Genomic DNA, 17,535 nt, shown 5'->3' on the forward strand with positions numbered 1-17,535 from the left:
GTGTGATTCAGATCACAACCGCTGGGTAGGGAAACCCGCGTAAGAGCGGGGGACCATCGCGCTCTCTCCGTGTGGACGCGCACTCCGCGCGTCCCCATGGAGAGGAGTGCGCACGATGGCGACTACGGGGGCTTCCGGCGTCAGGGCCGCGGTGGAATGGCTGGCCTCGGTCGCACCGGATCCCGACGCCTGCCGCTGGGAGTGGGAGCGCAACCCGCACGGGGTCGTCCTGCTGCCCGCCGGCCGGCGCTGGGACGTGCTGATCCTGCCGGGCGAGCTCGGCCGCCCCACCCTCGACGTCCTCACCCGCCTGGTGGACCGGCCCGGCCCGGTCCTCGCCGACTTCGGCGACGCCCGGACCGGCTTCTTCGTGCCGCCCGGCACGTCCGCCCGCTGGCTCGGCACCGGGGTCCGCGGCGCCGGACCCGGCACCTGGATCGTCGTCCCGCACCCGGGGCGCGCGACCGGCGCGGCGCGCTGGCTGGTGGCGCCGGACGGGCTCGGCACCCTCACCGACGCCTCACTGCTCGAACTGGCCATGCACGAGGCGGCGGGCGCGCTGGCGGGGGGACCGCCGCGCGGGGAGAGCGCCCCCTGACCCCGACCTCCGCCGACGGCCCCTCCCCGGGCCCTGCGCAAACTCCCTGCGAGGGCCTTCCCGGCCCCTCCCCGCGCTCTTTCCAGAGCCCCTTCCCGAGCCCTCCCCGGGCCCGCCCCCAAGCCCCTTCCCCAGTCCCTTCTCAAGTCCCTTCCCGTACAGAGGTCTTGACCACTCGATTGGTCTGGACCATGCTGTGGCGCGCTCCACTCCGATCCCCCACCCCCGGAGGCAGTCGTGGACCGCACCAGACCGCTCACCCTGCTCCTCGCGGGCGCGCTCGCCGTCGGCGGGCTCGCCGCGCTCACGCCGACCGCCCAGGCCGCCGACTCCGAACTCGCCCGCAACGGCGGCTTCGAGGCCGGCCTGGACGGCTGGAGCTGCACCGCGGGCAGCGGCGCCGTCATCTCCTCACCCGTGCACGGCGGGACGAAGGCGCTCCAGGCGACCCCCGCCGGCAGCGACAACGCCAAGTGCGCGCAGACCATCACGGTGAAGCCCAACTCGACGTACACGCTCAGCGGCTGGGTCCGCGGCAGCTACGTCTACCTCGGCGTCACCGGCAGCGGCACCGCCGACGGCTACGCCTGGACCCAGTCGGCCCCGGACTGGCAGAAGCTCAGCAAGACCTTCACCACCGGCGCCACGACCACCTCGGTCACGGTCTACACCCACGGCTGGTACGGCACCCCCGCCTACCAGGCCGACGACCTCTCGCTCTTCGGCCCCGGCGGCGACCCGGTCGCGATCCCCGCCACCCCGACGGGCCTCGCCGCGGGCAGCCCGACCTCCAGCACGGTGCCGCTCAGCTGGCCCGCCGTCTCCGGCGCCACCTCGTACAAGGTCTACCGGGGCGGCACCCTCGCCGCGACCGTCACCGGCACCTCGTACACCGCCACCGGCCTCACCGCGAACACCCCGTACTCCTTCCAGGTCTCCGCTGCCAACAGCGCGGGCGAGTCCGCGAAGTCGGCCGCGGTCACCGCCACCACGACCTCCGGCGGCGGCGGGGGAGGCGGCGAACTGCCCGCCCGCGCCCTCGTCGGCTACCTCCACTCCAGCTTCGCCAACGGCTCCGGCTACACCCGCATGGCCGACGTCCCCGACTCCTGGGACGTCATCAACCTCGCCTTCGGCGAGCCGACCTCGGTGACCTCCGGCGACATCCGCTTCAGCCTCTGCCCGGTGACGGAGTGCCCGAACGTCGAGTCCGTCGCGGACTTCAAGGCCGCGATCAAGGCCAAGCAGGCGGCGGGCAAGAAGGTCCTCATCTCCATCGGCGGACAGAACGGCCAGGTCCAGCTCGCCGGCCCGGCCGCCCGCGACGCCTTCGTCTCGTCCGTCTCGAAGATCATCGACGAGTACGGCCTCGACGGCCTCGACATCGACTTCGAGGGCCACTCGCTCTCGCTCCAGACCGGCGACACCGACTTCCGGAACCCGACCTCGCCGGTGATCGTCAACCTCATCCAGGCGATCAAGACCCTGAAGGCCAAGTACGGCGCCAAGTTCGTCCTCACCATGGCCCCGGAGACCTTCTTCGTCCAGCTCGGCTACCAGTTCTACGGCTCCGGCCCCTGGGGCGGCCAGGACCCGCGCGCCGGCGCCTACCTCCCGGTCATCCACGCCCTGCGCGACGACCTCACCCTGCTCCACGTCCAGGACTACAACTCGGGCCCCATCATGGGCCTCGACAACCAGTACCACTCCATGGGCGGCGCCGACTTCCACATCGCCATGACCGACATGCTGCTCACCGGCTTCCCGGTCGCCGGCAACGCCGAGCGCTTCTTCCCCGGCCTGCGCCCCGACCAGGTCGCCATCGGCCTCCCCGCCTCCACCCAGGCGGGCAACGGCCACACCACCCCCTCCGAGGTCAACAAGGCCCTCGACTGCCTCACCAAGAAGACCAACTGCGGCACCTACCAGACCCACGGCACCTGGTCGTCCCTGCGCGGCCTGATGACCTGGTCGATCAACTGGGACCGCTTCAACCAGTGGGAGTTCAGCCGGAACTTCGACGCCTACAACTGGAGCTGACCCCCAGGACCAGGAAGCCGAGGCAGAGACTGGCCAGCACGTCCAGCGGCCAGTGGAAGCCCCGCAGGATCAGGCCCGTCCCCGTCACCGCCGTCAGCACGGCGGCGACGGGGACGAGCCGTCTCGACACCAGATAGGCGGCACCGAAGTAGGCCACCATCGCCGTCGCCGTGTGGCCGGACGGGTAGTAGCCCTGGGCCCAGGGCTCCAGGGGGCCGGGGCGGGCCGTCCACTCCTTCAGGGGGACGACCAGGAGCGGCACGGCGGCCATCGCGAGGCCCGCGAAGAGGGCGTCGGCGCGGCGGCCGCGCCGCACGGCGTACGCCATCGCGGCGGCGAGCACGGGCAGGGCCACCGTCAGATTGCCGAGGTCGGAGGCGAGTTCGCCCGCCCACCGGGGGACCGTGTCCACCAGGGAGCGGGACACCCGCTCGTCGAGCCTGGCCAAGGGGCCGTGGACGAGCACCTGCCAGGTCACGACGGCGAGGGCGACGAGCGCCGAGAAGAGAGCCGGCCGCCCTGGAACAGGGGGGGTGGTTCCGGGGCGGCCGAGGGGATCGGGCTGCCGCGCGCCCCGGGGGGTGTGGGGCGGGCGGCCATCCGATCGGTGAGGAGTCCCGGAGCCAGAGGCCCCGGCGGTGTGCGCTTCGGCACGGTGCGGACGGGGCTGGGGAGGCTCCGCCCGGGGTGTTTCTCTCATCTGGAGAAGACCGTACGGCACGCGGAGGGGGACCGACAGCGGGAAACGCGTCCCGCCATCGGCCCCCCACAGAGTCTTCACTCTTTGCGCCGAAGCGTCCCTCAGAGGGCGGCGAGCGCCGCCTCGATGACGTCCAGACCCTCGTTCAGCAGGTCCTCGCCGATGACCAGCGGCGGGAGGAAGCGGAGCACGTTGCCGTAGGTGCCGCAGGTGAGGACGAGGACGCCCTCGTTGTGGCAGAACTTGGCGAGCGCGGCGGCGGCCTCGGCGGCCGGCTCCTTCGTCACCGGGTCCTTCACCAGCTCGATGGCGATCATGGCGCCGCGGCCGCGGATGTCGCCGATGACCGGGAACTTCTCCTGCATCGTGGTGAGGCGGCCCTTCATGACCTCCTCGATGCGCTTGGCCTTCCCGTTGAGGTCCAGCTCCTTCATCGTCTCGATGGCGCCGAGCGCACCGGCGCAGGCCACCGGGTTGCCGCCGTAGGTGCCGCCCAGGCCGCCGCCGTGGACGGAGTCCATGATCTCGGCGCGACCGGTGACGGCGGCGAGCGGCAGACCGCCCGCGATGCCCTTGGCGGTGGTGATGAGGTCCGGGACGATGCCCTCGTCCTCGCAGGCGAACCACTGGCCGGTGCGGCAGAAGCCGGCCTGGATCTCGTCCGCGACGAAGACGATGCCGTTGTCGTTGGCGAACTTCACGATCGCCGGAAGGAAGCCCTTGGCCGGCTCGATGAAGCCGCCCTCGCCGAGGACCGGCTCGATGACGATCGCGGCGACGTTCTCGGCGCCGATCTGCTTGGTGATGTTGTCGATCGCCTGGGCGGCGGCCTCGGGGCCGGCGTTCTCGGCACCGGTGGGCCAGCGGTAGCCGTAGGCGACCGGCACGCGGTAGACCTCGGGCGCGAACGGACCGAAGCCCTGCTTGTACGGCATGTTCTTCGCCGTCATGCCCATGGTGAGGTTCGTCCGGCCGTGGTAGCCGTGGTCGAAGACGACGACGGCCTGGCGCTTGGTGTAGGAACGCGCGATCTTGACGGCGTTCTCGACGGCCTCGGCACCCGAGTTGAAGAGCGCGGACTTCTTGGCGTGGTCGCCCGGGGTCAGCTCGGCCAGCGCCTCGCAGACCTCCACGTAGCCCTCGTACGGCGTCACCATGAAACAGGTGTGGGTGAAGTCCTGGAGCTGCGCGGACGCGCGGCGCACGACGGCCTCGGCGGAGGCGCCCACGGAGGTCACGGCGATGCCGGAGCCGAAGTCGATCAGCAGGTTGCCGTCGACGTCCTCGATGATGCCGCCGCCCGCGCGCTTCGTGAACACCGGCAGCGTGGAACCCACGCCCCCGGCGACGGTGTCCAGCCGGCGAGCCTGAAGCTCCTGCGACTTCGGACCGGGAATGGCGGTGACGACGCGCCGCTCCTGCGGGACAGCGTTCATGCGGGGCTCCTGGGGTGTTCTGGACGCTCTTGCGGGTTTCCTCCGCAGGCTAGGCGCGGGGGAGGGCTCCGGGCATGCGCCGATCGGGAGTGTTGACGGCGTGTCGTTGGACGGGATGGACATTCCGCTCCGGCGGCGGCGTTTCCCCGCCGCGCTCACGCACGCGTCCCCGAAACCCTCCCGGGGCGCCCGGCGCCCATTAGATTGACGCTGGCACAGAGGCGGCGACCTGGCTGGTCAGGGGGCAGGGGTTCATGGAGACCGACGGCACGTACGAGTCACGCGACACGAGGGGTGCGGCGGTCCCGCCCCCGGCGGCCCCGCCGGTCCCGCCGCTGCCGCCCGCCCACGCGCCGGCCGTCGTCCCCCCGCAGGCCTCGGGCGCGTCCGGCCCGCGGAACGCCGTCGCCGAATGGCTGGACGCCCCCAGGCCGAAGACGGCTCCCGGCATCTGGCGCTTCCGCCACGTCCCGCCCGCCCAGCCCCGCGAGCGGAGCCGGCTCGCCCCGGTCACCGTGGCCGGGCTCCTCATCCCCGTCGTCGTCGCGCTGATCCTGTGGTCCGTGTGGCGCCGCGGAGGCATCCCCTACCTGTGGATCCCGCTCCAGGTGCTCACGCCCGAGGAATGGTGGTACGCCGGGACCACCACGGCCCGCGACTGGCACGGCCTCGAGGCACACATCGTCTACAGCGGGGTCGTCTTCGGCGCGATCGTCTTCGCGGTCGCCCGGCTCGGAGCCTGGGGCACCGTCGTGCGCCACCTCCTGGAGCCCTACACGCCGCCCGTCCGAGCGGCGCTGACGGCCGGTGCCGGGCTCGTCGCTCTCACCTTCGTCTGGCCCGAGTGGTTCCCCTTCGTCGGCTGGGACCCGCTGCCCATCGCCTCCCCGTTCTTCTCCCTCCTCGCCCTTCTGGGGGGCGGGTACGGCATCATCACGACCGTCCCCCTCTACCTCCTCACCGTCCTCATCACCGTCGGCGTGCTGTGGCCCTTCGCCCGCGTCGGCGACTGGAGCGGCGTCCTGCGCGCCCGGCGGAACGCCCGCCGGCCCGCGACGGTCCCCGGCGCCCCCGCCCCCCTCTCCACCTGGCCCGGGCCGAGGGACGCCGGGCAGGTGCAGGTGGCCGACGTGCTGGCGGGGGAGCTGCTGGGCGGGCGGATGAACGAGGTGGACGTCGCCCGGATCCGGCGGCGGTGGGAGCGGAGCCGGGGCGACGCCCGCCGGCTCGCCGGCTTCGTCGACACCGTGCTCCGCCAGGGCGCCGCCGCCTGGGCGCACCCCTCGGGCGACCGTGACCTGCCGCGCCGGCTGGCCGCCCACGACCTCCTGCTCGGGCAGGTGCGGATCGGGCGGGCCGTGGCCGGCGAGCGGAACCCGGCCGCCTACCGGGGCGCCGGCGTCGCGCTCGATCCGGCCGTGCTCGGCACCTCGATGCTCGTCGTCGGGCCGCCCGGCGGCGGGCCGGCCGGCGGTCTCGCCGCCGCCGCCGCCGAGGCCCTGACCCTCCAGGCCCTCACCGGCGCCTGCTCCGTCGTCGCCGTCGGCGGCCCGTCCGCCCCGTACGGACCGGACGCGGCGTACGACGTGGTGGTCCGGCTCGGCGACCCCGCCTCCCCCTACGACCTCGACCTCTACGGCGGCCTCACCGGGCCCGACGAGGCCGCCGCCCTCCTCGCGGAAGGCCTCGCCGGGGACGTCGAGTCGCTCGACCCGCGCCGCGCCGTCACGGTGCTGGCCCAGCTCCTCGGCCCGTACCGCGCGGTCCACGGTGCCTTCCCGCCGGTCCCGGTGCTGCGCGAGCTCCTGGAGGCGGGTGCCGGACCGCTCACCGCCCTGCTCGACCGGCTGCCCGCCGACGCCGCCGCGATGCGGCGCGAGCTGGAGGGCCGGATCCGGCAGGCGGGCGGGCCCGCCGACCCCGGGCCGCTCCTCGCCGACCGGCTCGCCCTCCTCGACCGCCCCGCCTTCGCGGACTTCTTCGGTGCCGGCACGGGCGCGGCGCGGCCCTTCTCCCTGGACACCGTCGCCCACCATCCGCTCCGGGTCCGCCTGGAGCTGCCGGAGCAGGGCCACGAGGAGGCGTCCCGTCTGCTCGCGCGCCTGGTCCTCGCCCAGTTCCTGGCCGCCGCCCGCGCGGCCGGCCGCCGGAGCCACTTCGCCGGGCTCGTCCTGGACGACGCCACCGGCGCGCTCACCGGCGGGACGGTCCGCGCGCTCCAGCGGCTCCGCACCCGCGACGCCGGTGTCGTCCTCGGCCTGCGGACCCTCGGCGACGTGCCCGAGCCGCTGCACGGCCCGCTGCTCGCCGCCGTCGGCTGCCGGGCCGCCCTCTCCGGCGTCACGACCTGGGACGGCCGCGGCTTCGCGGAGGCGTGGGGCACGGAGTGGGTGGAGACCGAGGAGGTGGCGCACCACACCGTCTTCGCCAACCAGCCGATGACCCGGGCGCTGCACGCCCTGCGCAAGCGGGTCACCGGCAAGGCCGTCACGACCGACGCCGTCACGCTGAAGAAGGTCGAGCGCGAGCGCTGGTCCGCCTCCGAGCTCGCGCACTCCGTCCCGCCCGGTCACGCCGTCGTCTCCCTGACCACCGTCGAGGGCGGGCACATGCCGCCGGTCCTGGTCGACCTGCGCGCCTGACGGCGGGGGCTCCGGTGTCCTCCGGAGCCCCGTCGCGCGGACCGGCCGTCCGCGCGGCCCGCGCGGTCCCCCGGCGGCCCTGGCACAATCGGGTGCGCCGCCCTCCCCAGCGGTGTTCCCGTCGCCGGGTGCGGTTCTTCCGTGTTCGGTCCTGCGCCCAAAGGTCCGCCGGTTCCCGATGCCGCCCACCCTCGCCTCGCTCGTCCAGCACTCCTCGCTCCGGCTCGTGGTCCGGGCCGGGGAGGACCGTCTCGACACGCCCGTCCGCTGGGCGCACGTCAGCGAGCTGGCCGATCCCGTGCCGTACATGGAGGGCGGGGAGCTGCTGCTGACCACCGCCCTCACGCTCGACGCCGAGGACGCGGAGGCGATGCGGCGCTACGTGCGGCGGCTGCTCGGGGCCGGGGTCGTGGGGCTCGGGTTCGCCGTGGGGGTGAACTACGACGCGATCCCGGACGCGCTGCTGGACGCGGCCCGCGACGAGCACCTGCCGCTCCTGGAGGTGCCGCGCCGGACGCCGTTCCTCGCCATCAGCAAGGCCGTGTCCGCGGCCATCGCCGCCGACCAGTACCGGGCGGTGACGGCGGGGTTCGAGGCGCAGCGCGAGCTGACCCGGGCCGCGCTGGCGGAGGGCCCGGACGCCGTCGTCGCCCGGCTCGCCGCGCACGTGGACGGCTGGGCCGCGCTCTACGACGCCGCCGGGACCGTCGTCGCCGTCGCGCCGGAGTGGGCGGCCCGCCGCGCGGCCCGCCTCACCCCGGACGTCGAGCGGCTGCGCGAGCGGCCCGCCCCCGCCAGCGCCGTCGTCGGCGGCACCGACGACCGGGTCGAGCTCCAGTCCCTGGGCACCGGTCGCCGGGTCCGCGGCGCCCTCGCGGTCGGCACCGGCGCGCCCCTCGGCACCGCCGAGCGGTACGCCGTCCACTCCGCGATCGCCCTGCTCACCCTCACCACCGAGCGCTCCCGCACCCTCCAGGCCGCCGAGCACCGGCTGGGCGCCGCCGTGCTGCGCATGATGCTCGCGGGGCAGGCGGAGCACGCCCGTACCGTCGCCGGCGACGTCTACGGCACCCTCCTCGACGCCCCCTTCCGGATCCTGGTCGCCGAGCCCGCCGGCGGTGAGCAGCGCCCCGCCGAACCCCCGCTGCCGGTCCTCGCCGAGGCGCTGGAGGCGGCCGCCGCCCGGGCGGGCGAGGCCGTGCTCACCGTCCCGGAGGGCGACGGCCTGCTGGTGGTGCTGGCCGGCGACGGCGGCGCGGTCGTCGCCGCCTGCGCCGGGTACGCCGAGCGCGAGGCCGAGGACGCCGGGGTCGTCGTCGGCCTCTCCGCCCCTGCCGGGCCCGGCACCGCGGCGGTCGCGTACAAGCAGGCCGAGCAGGCCCTCTCGGTGGCCCGCCGCCGGGGCCGCGCCCTGGTCGAGCACGAGGACCTGGCGGCCGGCTCCGTCCTGCCGCTCCTCGCCGACGACGCCGTACGGGCCTTCGCCGACGGCATGCTCCGGGCGCTGCGCGAGCACGACGCCACCGGCCGCGGGGACCTGGTCGCCAGCCTGCGCGCCTGGCTCTCCCGGCACGGTCAGTGGGACGCCGCCGCGGCCGATCTCGGGGTCCACCGGCACACCCTGCGGTACCGGATGCGGCGGGTCGAGGAGATCCTCGGGCGGTCGCTGGACGATCCGGACGTGCGGATGGAGCTGTGGCTCGCCCTCAAGACGACCGGCGAGGGGGAGAAGGAGCGGCCCGCGGGCTGATCCCGGCCGTTCCTGCCCGGGGACGGGCAGGATTCCTGGCCGGGCGGGGTCCGCGTGCTTAATCTCCTGCTCATGACAAGCCCTGCCGCCGATCCCGTCCCCGCCGATCCCGTCCCCGCCGACCCCGTCCCCGCTCATCCCGTTCCCGCCGGCCCCCTCCCCGCCGGCCCTCTCCCCTCTGCCCCCGTCCCCGTCCCGTCCTCCGGACCCCCGCCCACGGCTTCCTCCCCCTCCCCGGCCGCCGCGGCGCCCGCGCCGGGCCGCCGCCGCATCACCGGTGCCGTCTGGGCCGCCCTCGCCATCGTGTACGTCGTCTGGGGCTCCACCTACCTCGGCATCCGGGTCGTCGTCGAGACCGTCCCGCCCTTCCTCGCCTCCGGCTCACGCTTCCTCGCGGCCGGACTGCTCCTCGCCGCCCTCGTGGCCTGGCGCCACGGCCCCGCCGCCCTCAAGGCGGACCGGCGCCGGCTCGGCTCCGCCGCGCTCGTCGGCCTCCTCCTCATCCTCGGCGGCAACGGCCTCGTCAACCTCGCGGAGACCACCGTCCCCTCCGGCCTCGCCGCGCTCCTCGTCGCCGCCGTCCCCGTCTGGGTCGTGCTGCTGCGCACCGCCACCGGCGAGCGCCCCGGCCCCGGTGCGTACGGCGGCGTCCTGATCGGGATGGGCGGCCTCGCCGTCCTCACCCTCCCGGGGCTCAGCGGTGAGATCGGCATCGGCGGCGTCCTGACCGTCGTCGTCGCCGCCCTGCTCTGGGCGCTCGGCACGGTCTCCTCGGCCCGCCTGCCGATGCCCGCCAACCCCTTCACCGCGAGCGTGTACGAGATGCTGGCGGGCGGTCTCGGCGGCATCGCCGTCGGCCTGCTCCGCGGCGAGCACCGCGGCTTCGACCCCGGAGCCGTCTCGGCGAGCTCCTGGGGTGCCCTCGCCTACCTGATCGTCTTCGGCTCGCTGATCGCCTTCACCGCCTACGCGTGGCTCCTCCAGTCCGCCCCCGTCTCGCTCGCCGCCACGTACGCGTACGTCAACCCGGTCGTCGCCGTCCTGCTCGGCGCACTGATCCTCGGCGAGGCCCTGACCTGGCCCATCCTCCTCGGCGGCGCGATCGTCGTGGCGGCCGTCTGCCTCATCGTCTCCACCGAGCGGAGGGGGTGAGGGGGGCGGACCGCCCCGGCCCTACCCTGATCCCTCGTAGCGATCGGGCGTGAGCATGACGACGGGGGGCGGGGCCGGGTGGCGGGGACCGGGGCGAAGGACTCCAAGGAGCCGACGGGGAAGCCGGGCGGGCAAGGGAAGCGGGGGAAGCCGGGCGGGGCCGCGGGAGGCGCCTCCGGCCGCCGCGGTGACGGCACCGGCGCGGGCGGCGGCGCATCGAAGCCCCGCTCCCGCCTCGTCCGGTACACCGCCGTCGGCGGTCTCCTCCTCGCCCTCCTCGCGGGCTGCGGCGGCATCACCACCGGCGTCCTCGCCGGCGAGGGCCACCTCCCCGGCGACTCGATGCGCGAGGTCTGGAGCACCGGACCCGAGACCCCGCCCTCCGAGTCCGGCAACGGCGCCTGGGCCGTCGGCGACACCCTCGTCCGCAGCCGCTCCCACGGCGTCACCGGCTTCGACGCCCGCTCCGGCGCCGAGCGCTGGAGCTGGACGCCGTCCGGGGGCGCCGCGATCTGCTCCGTCAGCCGCGCCGCCGAGGACGGCGTCGCCCTCGTCGCGCAGGGCCGACCGGGCGCCCCGGACGACGAGTCGGTCGCGGACGGCCAGGGCTGCGCGACCGTCGTCGCCCTCGACCTGGAGGACGGACGCGAGCTGTGGCGGACCGCCCGGACCCCGAGCGGCGGCGGGATCGGGGACGAGAAGGACGTCGTCGCCGTCGGCGGTGGTCTCGCCGTGGTCCGCGACGAGTTCGCCTACTGGGAGTACCCCTGGGCCGACGAGCAGCCCGGCTTCGTCCGCCCGGACCGTGCCCTGCGCGCCCTCGACCTGCGCACCGGCAAGCCGCGCTGGACGGCCGCCATGCCGGAGGACTGCGTCCCCCACCGTGTCGCCGCCGCGCGGAACCAGGTCCTCGCCCTCGTCGTCTGCGAGCGGAAGGACGTCCGGCTCGCCGCCTTCGACCCGGCCGACGGCGGGCACCGCTGGACCAGCGCACTCTCCCGCACCCGGACGGTCGACCCGGCGGGCAACGACTCCTGGTTCCTCTCCGCCGATCCCGCCGTCGTGAGCGTCGACGGCCTCGACCTGCGCGGCTACCCGACGGTCCTCTCCTTCTCCGCCGACGGGCGCGCCCAGGGACGCATCGCCTCCGGCGGCGACACCGGCCACCTCGCCACCGCGACGCCGGCCCAGGCCCGGGTCGCGTACGGGCGGCTGTACGCCGTCGAGGCGATGTACCACGACACGATCAGCGCCTTCGACCTGCGCAGCGGGCGGCGCCTGTGGCGCGCGAAGCTCGAACGGCTGGAGGACGTCCTCGCGCTGCGGGTCGCCGAGGGCCGCGTCACCGCCCTGGTCGACCTGTACGCGAGCAAGGGGGAGGACGGGCTGCTGGTCCTCGACGCGGACACCGGGGACGAACGCGACCTGCGCACCTTCCCCGACTCCGTCGGCGCCTCCTCCGGCGAGATCACGGACCTCTTCGGGCACGAGGGGCGGCTGATCCCCGCCCGGGGCGCCGGCTTCCGTCCCTTCACCGCCTACGAGGAGCGCTGACCGGCACCCGACCGCGCCTCCTCTTCGGCCGAAGCGGACAGACCGCCACGCCCACCACTCCATCACGGACAAACGTCACGCGCCGGTCCCGGCCCTAACGTGGGGGGAGAGCAACCGCTCGCACCCCGAAACGGAAAGGGCCGGGACGCACAATGACGACCACCCACGCCTTCTGGGTCGCCGGCCGCGAGGCCACCGGCGACACCACCTTCGACGTCACGAACTCGTACGACGGACGTCTGGTCGGCAAGGTCGCCGTGCCCACCGAGGCCCAGGTCGAGGAGGCCGTCGCCGCCGCCCACGCGGTCGTCGACGAGTTCGCCGCCACCCCGGCGCACGTCCGCGCCGCCGCCCTCGACCACGTGTCGAAGCGGCTCGCCGAGCGCACCGAGGAGATCGCCCAGGTCATCTCCGCCGAGAACGGCAAGCCCATCAAGTGGGCCCGCGGCGAGGTCGGCCGTGCCGTCTCCGTCTTCCGTTTCGCCGCCGAGGAGGCCCGCCGCTGGAACGCCGGCGAGGCCCAGCGCCTGGACACCGAGGCCGGCGGCGCGGGCCGCCTCGCCCTCACCCGCCGCGTCCCCAAGGGCGTCGTCCTCGGCATCGCGCCCTTCAACTTCCCGCTGAACCTCAGCGCCCACAAGGTCGCCCCGGCCATCGCCGTCGGTGCCCCGATCATCCTCAAGCCGGCCCCGGCCACCCCGATCTCCTCCCTCATCCTGGGCGAGATCCTGGCCGAGACCGACCTGCCGGCCGGCTCCTGGTCGATCCTCACCGTGCCGAACGACCGGATGCCCGCCCTCGTCCAGGACGAGCGCCTCCCGGTCATCTCCTTCACCGGCTCGGACAAGGTCGGCTACGCCATCGCCGAGTCCGTGCCGCACAAGCACTGCACCCTGGAGCTCGGCGGCAACGCCGCCGCCGTCGTCCTCCCGGACTGGTCCTCCGAGGCCGACCTGGACTGGGCCGCGAGCCGCATCGCGACCTTCTCCAACTACCAGGGCGGCCAGTCCTGCATCTCCGTGCAGCGCGTGATCGCCGACGCCACCGTCTACGACCGCCTGCTCCCGAAGATCGTCGCGGCCGTCGAGGCCCAGGTCACCGGCGACCCGGCGGACGACGCCACCGACGTCGGCCCGCTCGTCGACGAGGCCGCCGCGCAGCGCGTCGAGTCCTGGGTCGACGAGGCCGTCGCGGCCGGCGCGAAGCTCCTCGCGGGCGGCAAGCGCGAGGGCGCCACCTACGCCCCGACCGTCCTCGCCGACCTCCCGGCCGACGTCACCCTGGCCCGCTCCGAGGTCTTCGGCCCGGTCCTCACGGTCGCCAAGGCCGACGGCGAGGCCGAGGCGTTCGCCGCGGTCAACGACTCCGACTTCGGCCTCCAGGCCGGCGTCTTCACCCGCGACCTGCAGGCCGCCTTCCGCGCCCACCGCGCCCTGGAGGTCGGCGGCGTGATCGTCGGCGACGTCCCCTCGTACCGCGCCGACCAGATGCCGTACGGCGGTGCCAAGCGCTCCGGCGTCGGCCGCGAGGGCGTGGCCTACGCGATGGACGACTACACCTACGAGCGCGTGCTGGTCCTGACGGGCCTCGCCCTGTAAGGCGCGCACCACGAGACCAGGCGGTCCGAGCCCACTGTGCGGGGGCTCGGGCCGCCTTTCGCGCGTCCCGGCGCACCGGGCGTCCGGGTGCCGGCCCCGCCCGGCCCCGCCCGTCCACGGACCGGAACGGGCCGACGGGCGGTCCGCCCCGCGCGGCAGGATGACCGGCGTGACCGTCATCGACATCCCCGGCTCCAAGTCCGTCACCGCCCGCGCGCTCTTCCTCGCCGCCGCCGCGGAGGGCACCACCACCCTGCTGCGCCCGCTCGTCTCCGACGACACCGAGGGCTTCGCCGAAGGGCTCCGCGCCCTCGGCTACGCCGTCCGGCAGGAGCCCGGCGCCTGGCACATCGAGGGCCGCCCCGCCGGACCGGGCACCGCCGACGCCGACGTCTACTGCCGTGACGGCGCCACCACCGCCCGCTTCCTGCCCACGCTCGCCGCCGCCGGCCACGGCACCTTCCGCTTCGACGCCTCCGCGCAGATGCGCCGCCGCCCGCTGGGCCCGCTCTCCACCGCCCTGCGCGAGCTCGGCGTCGACCTGCGGCACGGCGGGAAGGAGGGCCACCACCCGCTCGCCGTGCACGCCGCCGGCGTCAAGGGCGGCGCCCTCACCCTGGACGCCGGCCAGTCCTCCCAGTACCTCACGGCGCTGCTGATGCTCGGCCCGCTCACCGCCGAGGGCCTCGACATCACCGTCACCGACCTGGTCTCGGAGCCGTACGTCGAGATCACCCTGGCGATGATGCGGGCCTTCGGCGCGGAGGTCGTCCGGGAGGACCGCACCTACCGGGTCGCCCCCACCGGCTACCGCGCCCGGACGTACGGCGTCGAGCCCGACGCTTCCACCGCGAGCTACCTCTTCGCCGCGGCCGCCCTCCTGCCGGGCCGCGAGGCGACCGTCCCCGGCCTCGGCACCGGCGCCCTCCAGGGCGACCTCGCCTTCGTCGACGTGCTGCGCCGCATGGGCGCGGAGGTCGAGGTCACCGCGGACGCCACCACCGTCCGCTCCACCGGCACCCTGCGCGGCCTCACCGTGAACATGAGGGACATCTCCGACACCATGCCGACCCTCGCGGCGATCGCCCCCTTCGCCGACGGACCGGTCCGCATCGAGGACGTCGCCAACACCCGGGTCAAGGAGTGCGACCGGCTCGACGCCTGCGCCGGCAACCTCCGCCGCCTCGGCGTCACCGTCGACACCGGCCCGGACTGGATCGAGATCCACCCCGGGGCCCCGGCCGGCCCGGCCGAGATCGCCACCCACGGCGACCACCGGATCGTCATGTCCTTCGCGGTCACCGCCCTGCGGACCCCCGGCATCACCTTCGACGACCCCGGCTGCGTGAAGAAGACCTTCCCGGACTTCCACCGCGTGTTCGGCGCGTTCGCCCGGACCCCGTGAAGGGCGCACAGCGTTTGGGGCAAGAATGGGGGGCATGAGCGACCGCCCCTCTCCTCTCGCCGACCCGCACATCGCCTTCGACACGACCGAAGGCCGCCGGGACGTCGTCGTCCTCGGCTCGACGGGATCCATCGGCACCCAGGCCATCGACCTGGTGCTCCGCCACCCCGACCGCTTCCGGGTCACCGCCCTGGCCGCCTCCGGCGGCCGGGTCGGCCTGCTCGCCGAGCAGGCGCACCGGCTCCGGGTCGCCGCGGTCGCCGTCGCCCGTGAGGAGACCGTCGAGGAGCTGCGTACGGCCCTGCGGGCGCTGTACGGCTCCGAGCCGCTGCCCGAGATCCTGGCCGGCCCCGACGCCGCCACCCAGCTCGCCGCCTCCCCCTGCCACACCGTGCTCAACGGCATCACCGGCTCCATCGGCCTGGCGCCGACCCTCGCCGCCCTGGAGGCCGGCCGGACCCTGGCGCTCGCCAACAAGGAGTCGCTGATCGTCGGCGGCCCGCTGGTCAAGGCGCTCGCGAAGCCCGGCCAGATCATCCCGGTCGACTCCGAGCACGCCGCCCTCTTCCAGGCGCTCGCCGCCGGCACCCGGTCCGACGTCCGCAAGCTGGTCGTCACCGCCTCCGGCGGCCCCTTCCGCGGCCGGACCCGGGCCGACCTGGAGCACGTGACCCGCGAGGACGCGCTCGCCCACCCGACCTGGGCGATGGGCCCGGTCATCACGGTCAACAGCGCGACCCTGGTCAACAAGGGCCTGGAGGTCATCGAGGCGCACCTCCTCTACGACATCCCCTTCGACCGCATCGAGGTCGTCGTCCACCCCCAGTCGTACGTCCACTCGATGGTCGAGTTCACGGACGGCTCGACGCTCGCCCAGGCCACCCCGCCGGACATGCGCGGCCCCATCGCCATCGGCATCGGCTGGCCCGAGCGCGTCCCCGACGCGGCCCCCGCCTTCGACTGGTCCACGGCCTCCACCTGGGAGTTCTTCCCGCTGGACGGCGAGGCCTTCCCGTCGGTGGACCTGGCCCGGCACGTCGGCGGGCTGGGCGGCACCGCCCCCGCCGTCTTCAACGCCGCCAACGAGGAGTGCGTGGAGGCGTTCCTCGCCGGCCGGCTCCCCTTCAACGGCATCATGGACACCGTCACGGCGGTCGTCACCGAACACGGTCGGCCCACCGGGGGAACCTCCCTGACGGTGCCGGACGTCCTGGAAGCGGAGACCTGGGCACGGGCCCGGGCCCGAGAGCTCGCAGCGAAGGCAACCGCGGAGGCACGCGCATGACGGAAGCGCTCCTGTACGTCCTGGGCATCGTCCTGTTCGCCCTGGGACTGCTCGTCTCCATCGCCTGGCACGAGCTGGGCCACCTCTCCACGGCCAAGCTGTTCGGCATCCGCGTGCCCCAGTACATGGTCGGCTTCGGCCCCACCATCTGGTCGAAGAAGCGCGGCGAGACCGAGTACGGCATCAAGGCCATCCCGGCCGGCGGCTACATCCGCATGATCGGCATGTTCCCGCCCGGCGAGGACGGCAAGGTCGAGGCCCGATCCACCTCGCCCTGGCGCTCCATGATCGAGGACGCCCGCGAGGCCTCCTACGAGGAGCTCCAGCCCGGCGACGAGTCCCGCCTCTTCTACACGCGCAAGCCGTGGAAGCGCGTGATCGTCATGTTCGCCGGGCCGTTCATGAACCTGGTCCTGGCCCTCGGCCTCTTCTACGGCTCGATGATGACCCTGGGCGTCGAGGGGCAGACCACCAAGGTCGCCGGCGTCCAGAAGTGCGTCATCGAGCAGGACGCCAAGCGCGACTCCTGCGTGAAGAGCGACCCGGTCTCCCCGGCCTTCGCGGCGGGACTGAAGGACGGCGACCGGATCGTCGCCTTCAACGGCACGCCCGTCTCCGACTGGGACACCCTCTCCGACCACATCCGGGACACCATCGGCGCCGCCACCGTCACCGTCGAGCGGGACGGGCGGCGCATCGACCTGCACCCCACGCTGGTCGCCAACAAGGTCCTGAAGAAGGACGAGGACGGGCAGGTCGTCCGGCCCCTCGCCTACGTCGACGCCGGCTACCTCGGCTTCCAGTCGGCGACCGAGGTCGCCCCGCTCGGCTTCGGGCAGACCACCGAGCGCATGGGCGACCTGCTGGAGAACGGCGTGCACTCCGTGATCGCCCTCCCCGGCAAGATCCCCGGCCTGTGGGACGCCACCTTCGGCGACGGCGAGCGCGCCGAGGACTCGCCGGTCGGCGTCGTCGGAGCCGCCCGGATCACCGGCGAGCTCATGAACATCGAGGCGCCGCCGACGACGATCCTCGTGATGTTCATGAACCTGCTGGTGTTCTTCAACGTCTCGCTGTTCCTCTTCAACATGCTCCCGCTGCTGCCGCTCGACGGCGGCCACATCGCGGGCGCCCTGTGGGAGTCCGTCCGCCGCAAGACGGCCCGGATCTTCAAGCGCCCCGACCCCGGCCCGTTCGACGTGGCCAAGCTGATGCCCGCCGCCTACGTGGTCGCCGGCGTCTTCGTCTGTTTCACGCTGCTCGTCCTCGCCGCCGACATCGTCAACCCGGTGAAGCTGACGTAGCACCCCGGGGGGCCGGACACCACCGTGTCCGGCCCCCCGCCCCCGGGGCGGTAACCTCGGAAGCCTGAGCC

Annotated in this window: 12 protein-coding genes; 10 read left to right on the forward strand and 2 right to left on the reverse strand. The window is 74.5% G+C overall.

The features are described from left to right. Window positions 1-115 precede the first annotated feature (115 nt). Both IE287_RS07865 and IE287_RS07870 read left to right on the forward strand, forming a co-directional pair. Window positions 116-598 (forward strand): bifunctional DNA primase/polymerase, encoded by a 483-nt coding sequence (locus IE287_RS07865; RefSeq protein WP_189848159.1) that lies wholly within the window; start codon window positions 116-118, stop codon window positions 596-598. 237 nt (window positions 599-835) lie between these two features. Next, entirely contained in the window at window positions 836-2,638 is a 1,803-nt protein-coding gene (locus tag IE287_RS07870) for a chitinase (protein WP_189848160.1), read from the forward strand. Here the strand turns inward: IE287_RS07870 and IE287_RS07875 are convergent. Continuing rightward, window positions 2,604-3,338, reverse strand: a complete 735-nt coding sequence (locus IE287_RS07875; RefSeq protein ID WP_229883327.1) for a phosphatase PAP2 family protein — start codon at window positions 3,336-3,338, stop codon at window positions 2,604-2,606. The genes IE287_RS07870 and IE287_RS07875 overlap by 35 nt on opposite strands. 101 nt (window positions 3,339-3,439) lie before the next feature. Then, window positions 3,440-4,774, reverse strand: coding sequence for a 4-aminobutyrate--2-oxoglutarate transaminase (gabT, locus tag IE287_RS07880; protein ID WP_189848162.1), 1,335 nt, complete (start codon window positions 4,772-4,774; stop codon window positions 3,440-3,442). Window positions 4,775-5,028: 254 nt separating this feature from the next. Between gabT and IE287_RS07885 the strand changes: the two genes are divergently transcribed. The 8 genes from IE287_RS07885 (at window position 5,029) to IE287_RS07920 (ending at window position 17,464) form a co-directional block, all read left to right on the forward strand. Next, on the forward strand, window positions 5,029-7,416 hold the full coding sequence (locus IE287_RS07885; RefSeq protein ID WP_189848163.1) for an ATP/GTP-binding protein: 2,388 nt from the start codon (window positions 5,029-5,031) through the stop codon (window positions 7,414-7,416). Window positions 7,417-7,594: 178 nt separating this feature from the next. After that, window positions 7,595-9,166, forward strand: a complete 1,572-nt coding sequence (locus tag IE287_RS07890) for a PucR family transcriptional regulator (protein ID WP_189848164.1) — start codon at window positions 7,595-7,597, stop codon at window positions 9,164-9,166. A gap of 72 nt (window positions 9,167-9,238) precedes the next feature. After that, window positions 9,239-10,318 carry an EamA family transporter gene (locus tag IE287_RS07895; protein ID WP_189848165.1) on the forward strand — a complete coding sequence of 360 codons (1,080 nt, stop codon included), beginning with the start codon at window positions 9,239-9,241 and terminating at the stop codon, window positions 10,316-10,318. Between the two features lie 78 nt (window positions 10,319-10,396). After that, window positions 10,397-11,872 (forward strand): outer membrane protein assembly factor BamB family protein, encoded by a 1,476-nt coding sequence (locus IE287_RS07900; protein ID WP_189848166.1) that lies wholly within the window; start codon window positions 10,397-10,399, stop codon window positions 11,870-11,872. 152 nt (window positions 11,873-12,024) lie between these two features. Further along, entirely contained in the window at window positions 12,025-13,470 is a 1,446-nt protein-coding gene (locus IE287_RS07905; RefSeq protein ID WP_189848167.1) for an aldehyde dehydrogenase family protein, read from the forward strand. Between the two features lie 169 nt (window positions 13,471-13,639). Beyond that, window positions 13,640-14,875, forward strand: a complete 1,236-nt coding sequence (aroA, locus tag IE287_RS07910; protein WP_189848168.1) for a 3-phosphoshikimate 1-carboxyvinyltransferase — start codon at window positions 13,640-13,642, stop codon at window positions 14,873-14,875. Between the two features lie 34 nt (window positions 14,876-14,909). Continuing rightward, window positions 14,910-16,160, forward strand: a complete 1,251-nt coding sequence (gene dxr / locus IE287_RS07915) for a 1-deoxy-D-xylulose-5-phosphate reductoisomerase (protein ID WP_189848169.1) — start codon at window positions 14,910-14,912, stop codon at window positions 16,158-16,160. Next, window positions 16,157-17,464 carry a M50 family metallopeptidase gene (locus tag IE287_RS07920; protein ID WP_189848170.1) on the forward strand — a complete coding sequence of 436 codons (1,308 nt, stop codon included), beginning with the start codon at window positions 16,157-16,159 and terminating at the stop codon, window positions 17,462-17,464. Before dxr ends, IE287_RS07920 begins: the two co-directional genes overlap by 4 nt. Window positions 17,465-17,535: the final 71 nt, after the last annotated feature.

This window comes from Streptomyces omiyaensis (assembly GCF_014650895.1).
Classification (GTDB): Bacteria; Actinomycetota; Actinomycetes; order Streptomycetales; family Streptomycetaceae; genus Streptomyces; species Streptomyces omiyaensis.

Coding starts and splice junctions, on each gene's coding strand:
- IE287_RS07865 (WP_189848159.1), top strand. CDS start 116: ATGGCGACTACGGGGGCTTCCGGCGTCAGGGCCGCGGTGGAATGGCTG.
- IE287_RS07875 (WP_229883327.1), bottom strand. CDS start 3,338: ATGAGAGAAACACCCCGGGCGGAGCCTCCCCAGCCCCGTCCGCACCGT.
- gabT (WP_189848162.1), bottom strand. CDS start 4,774: ATGAACGCTGTCCCGCAGGAGCGGCGCGTCGTCACCGCCATTCCCGGT.
- IE287_RS07885 (WP_189848163.1), top strand. CDS start 5,029: ATGGAGACCGACGGCACGTACGAGTCACGCGACACGAGGGGTGCGGCG.
- IE287_RS07890 (WP_189848164.1), top strand. CDS start 7,595: ATGCCGCCCACCCTCGCCTCGCTCGTCCAGCACTCCTCGCTCCGGCTC.
- IE287_RS07895 (WP_189848165.1), top strand. CDS start 9,239: ATGACAAGCCCTGCCGCCGATCCCGTCCCCGCCGATCCCGTCCCCGCC.
- IE287_RS07905 (WP_189848167.1), top strand. CDS start 12,025: ATGACGACCACCCACGCCTTCTGGGTCGCCGGCCGCGAGGCCACCGGC.
- dxr (WP_189848169.1), top strand. CDS start 14,910: ATGAGCGACCGCCCCTCTCCTCTCGCCGACCCGCACATCGCCTTCGAC.
- IE287_RS07920 (WP_189848170.1), top strand. CDS start 16,157: ATGACGGAAGCGCTCCTGTACGTCCTGGGCATCGTCCTGTTCGCCCTG.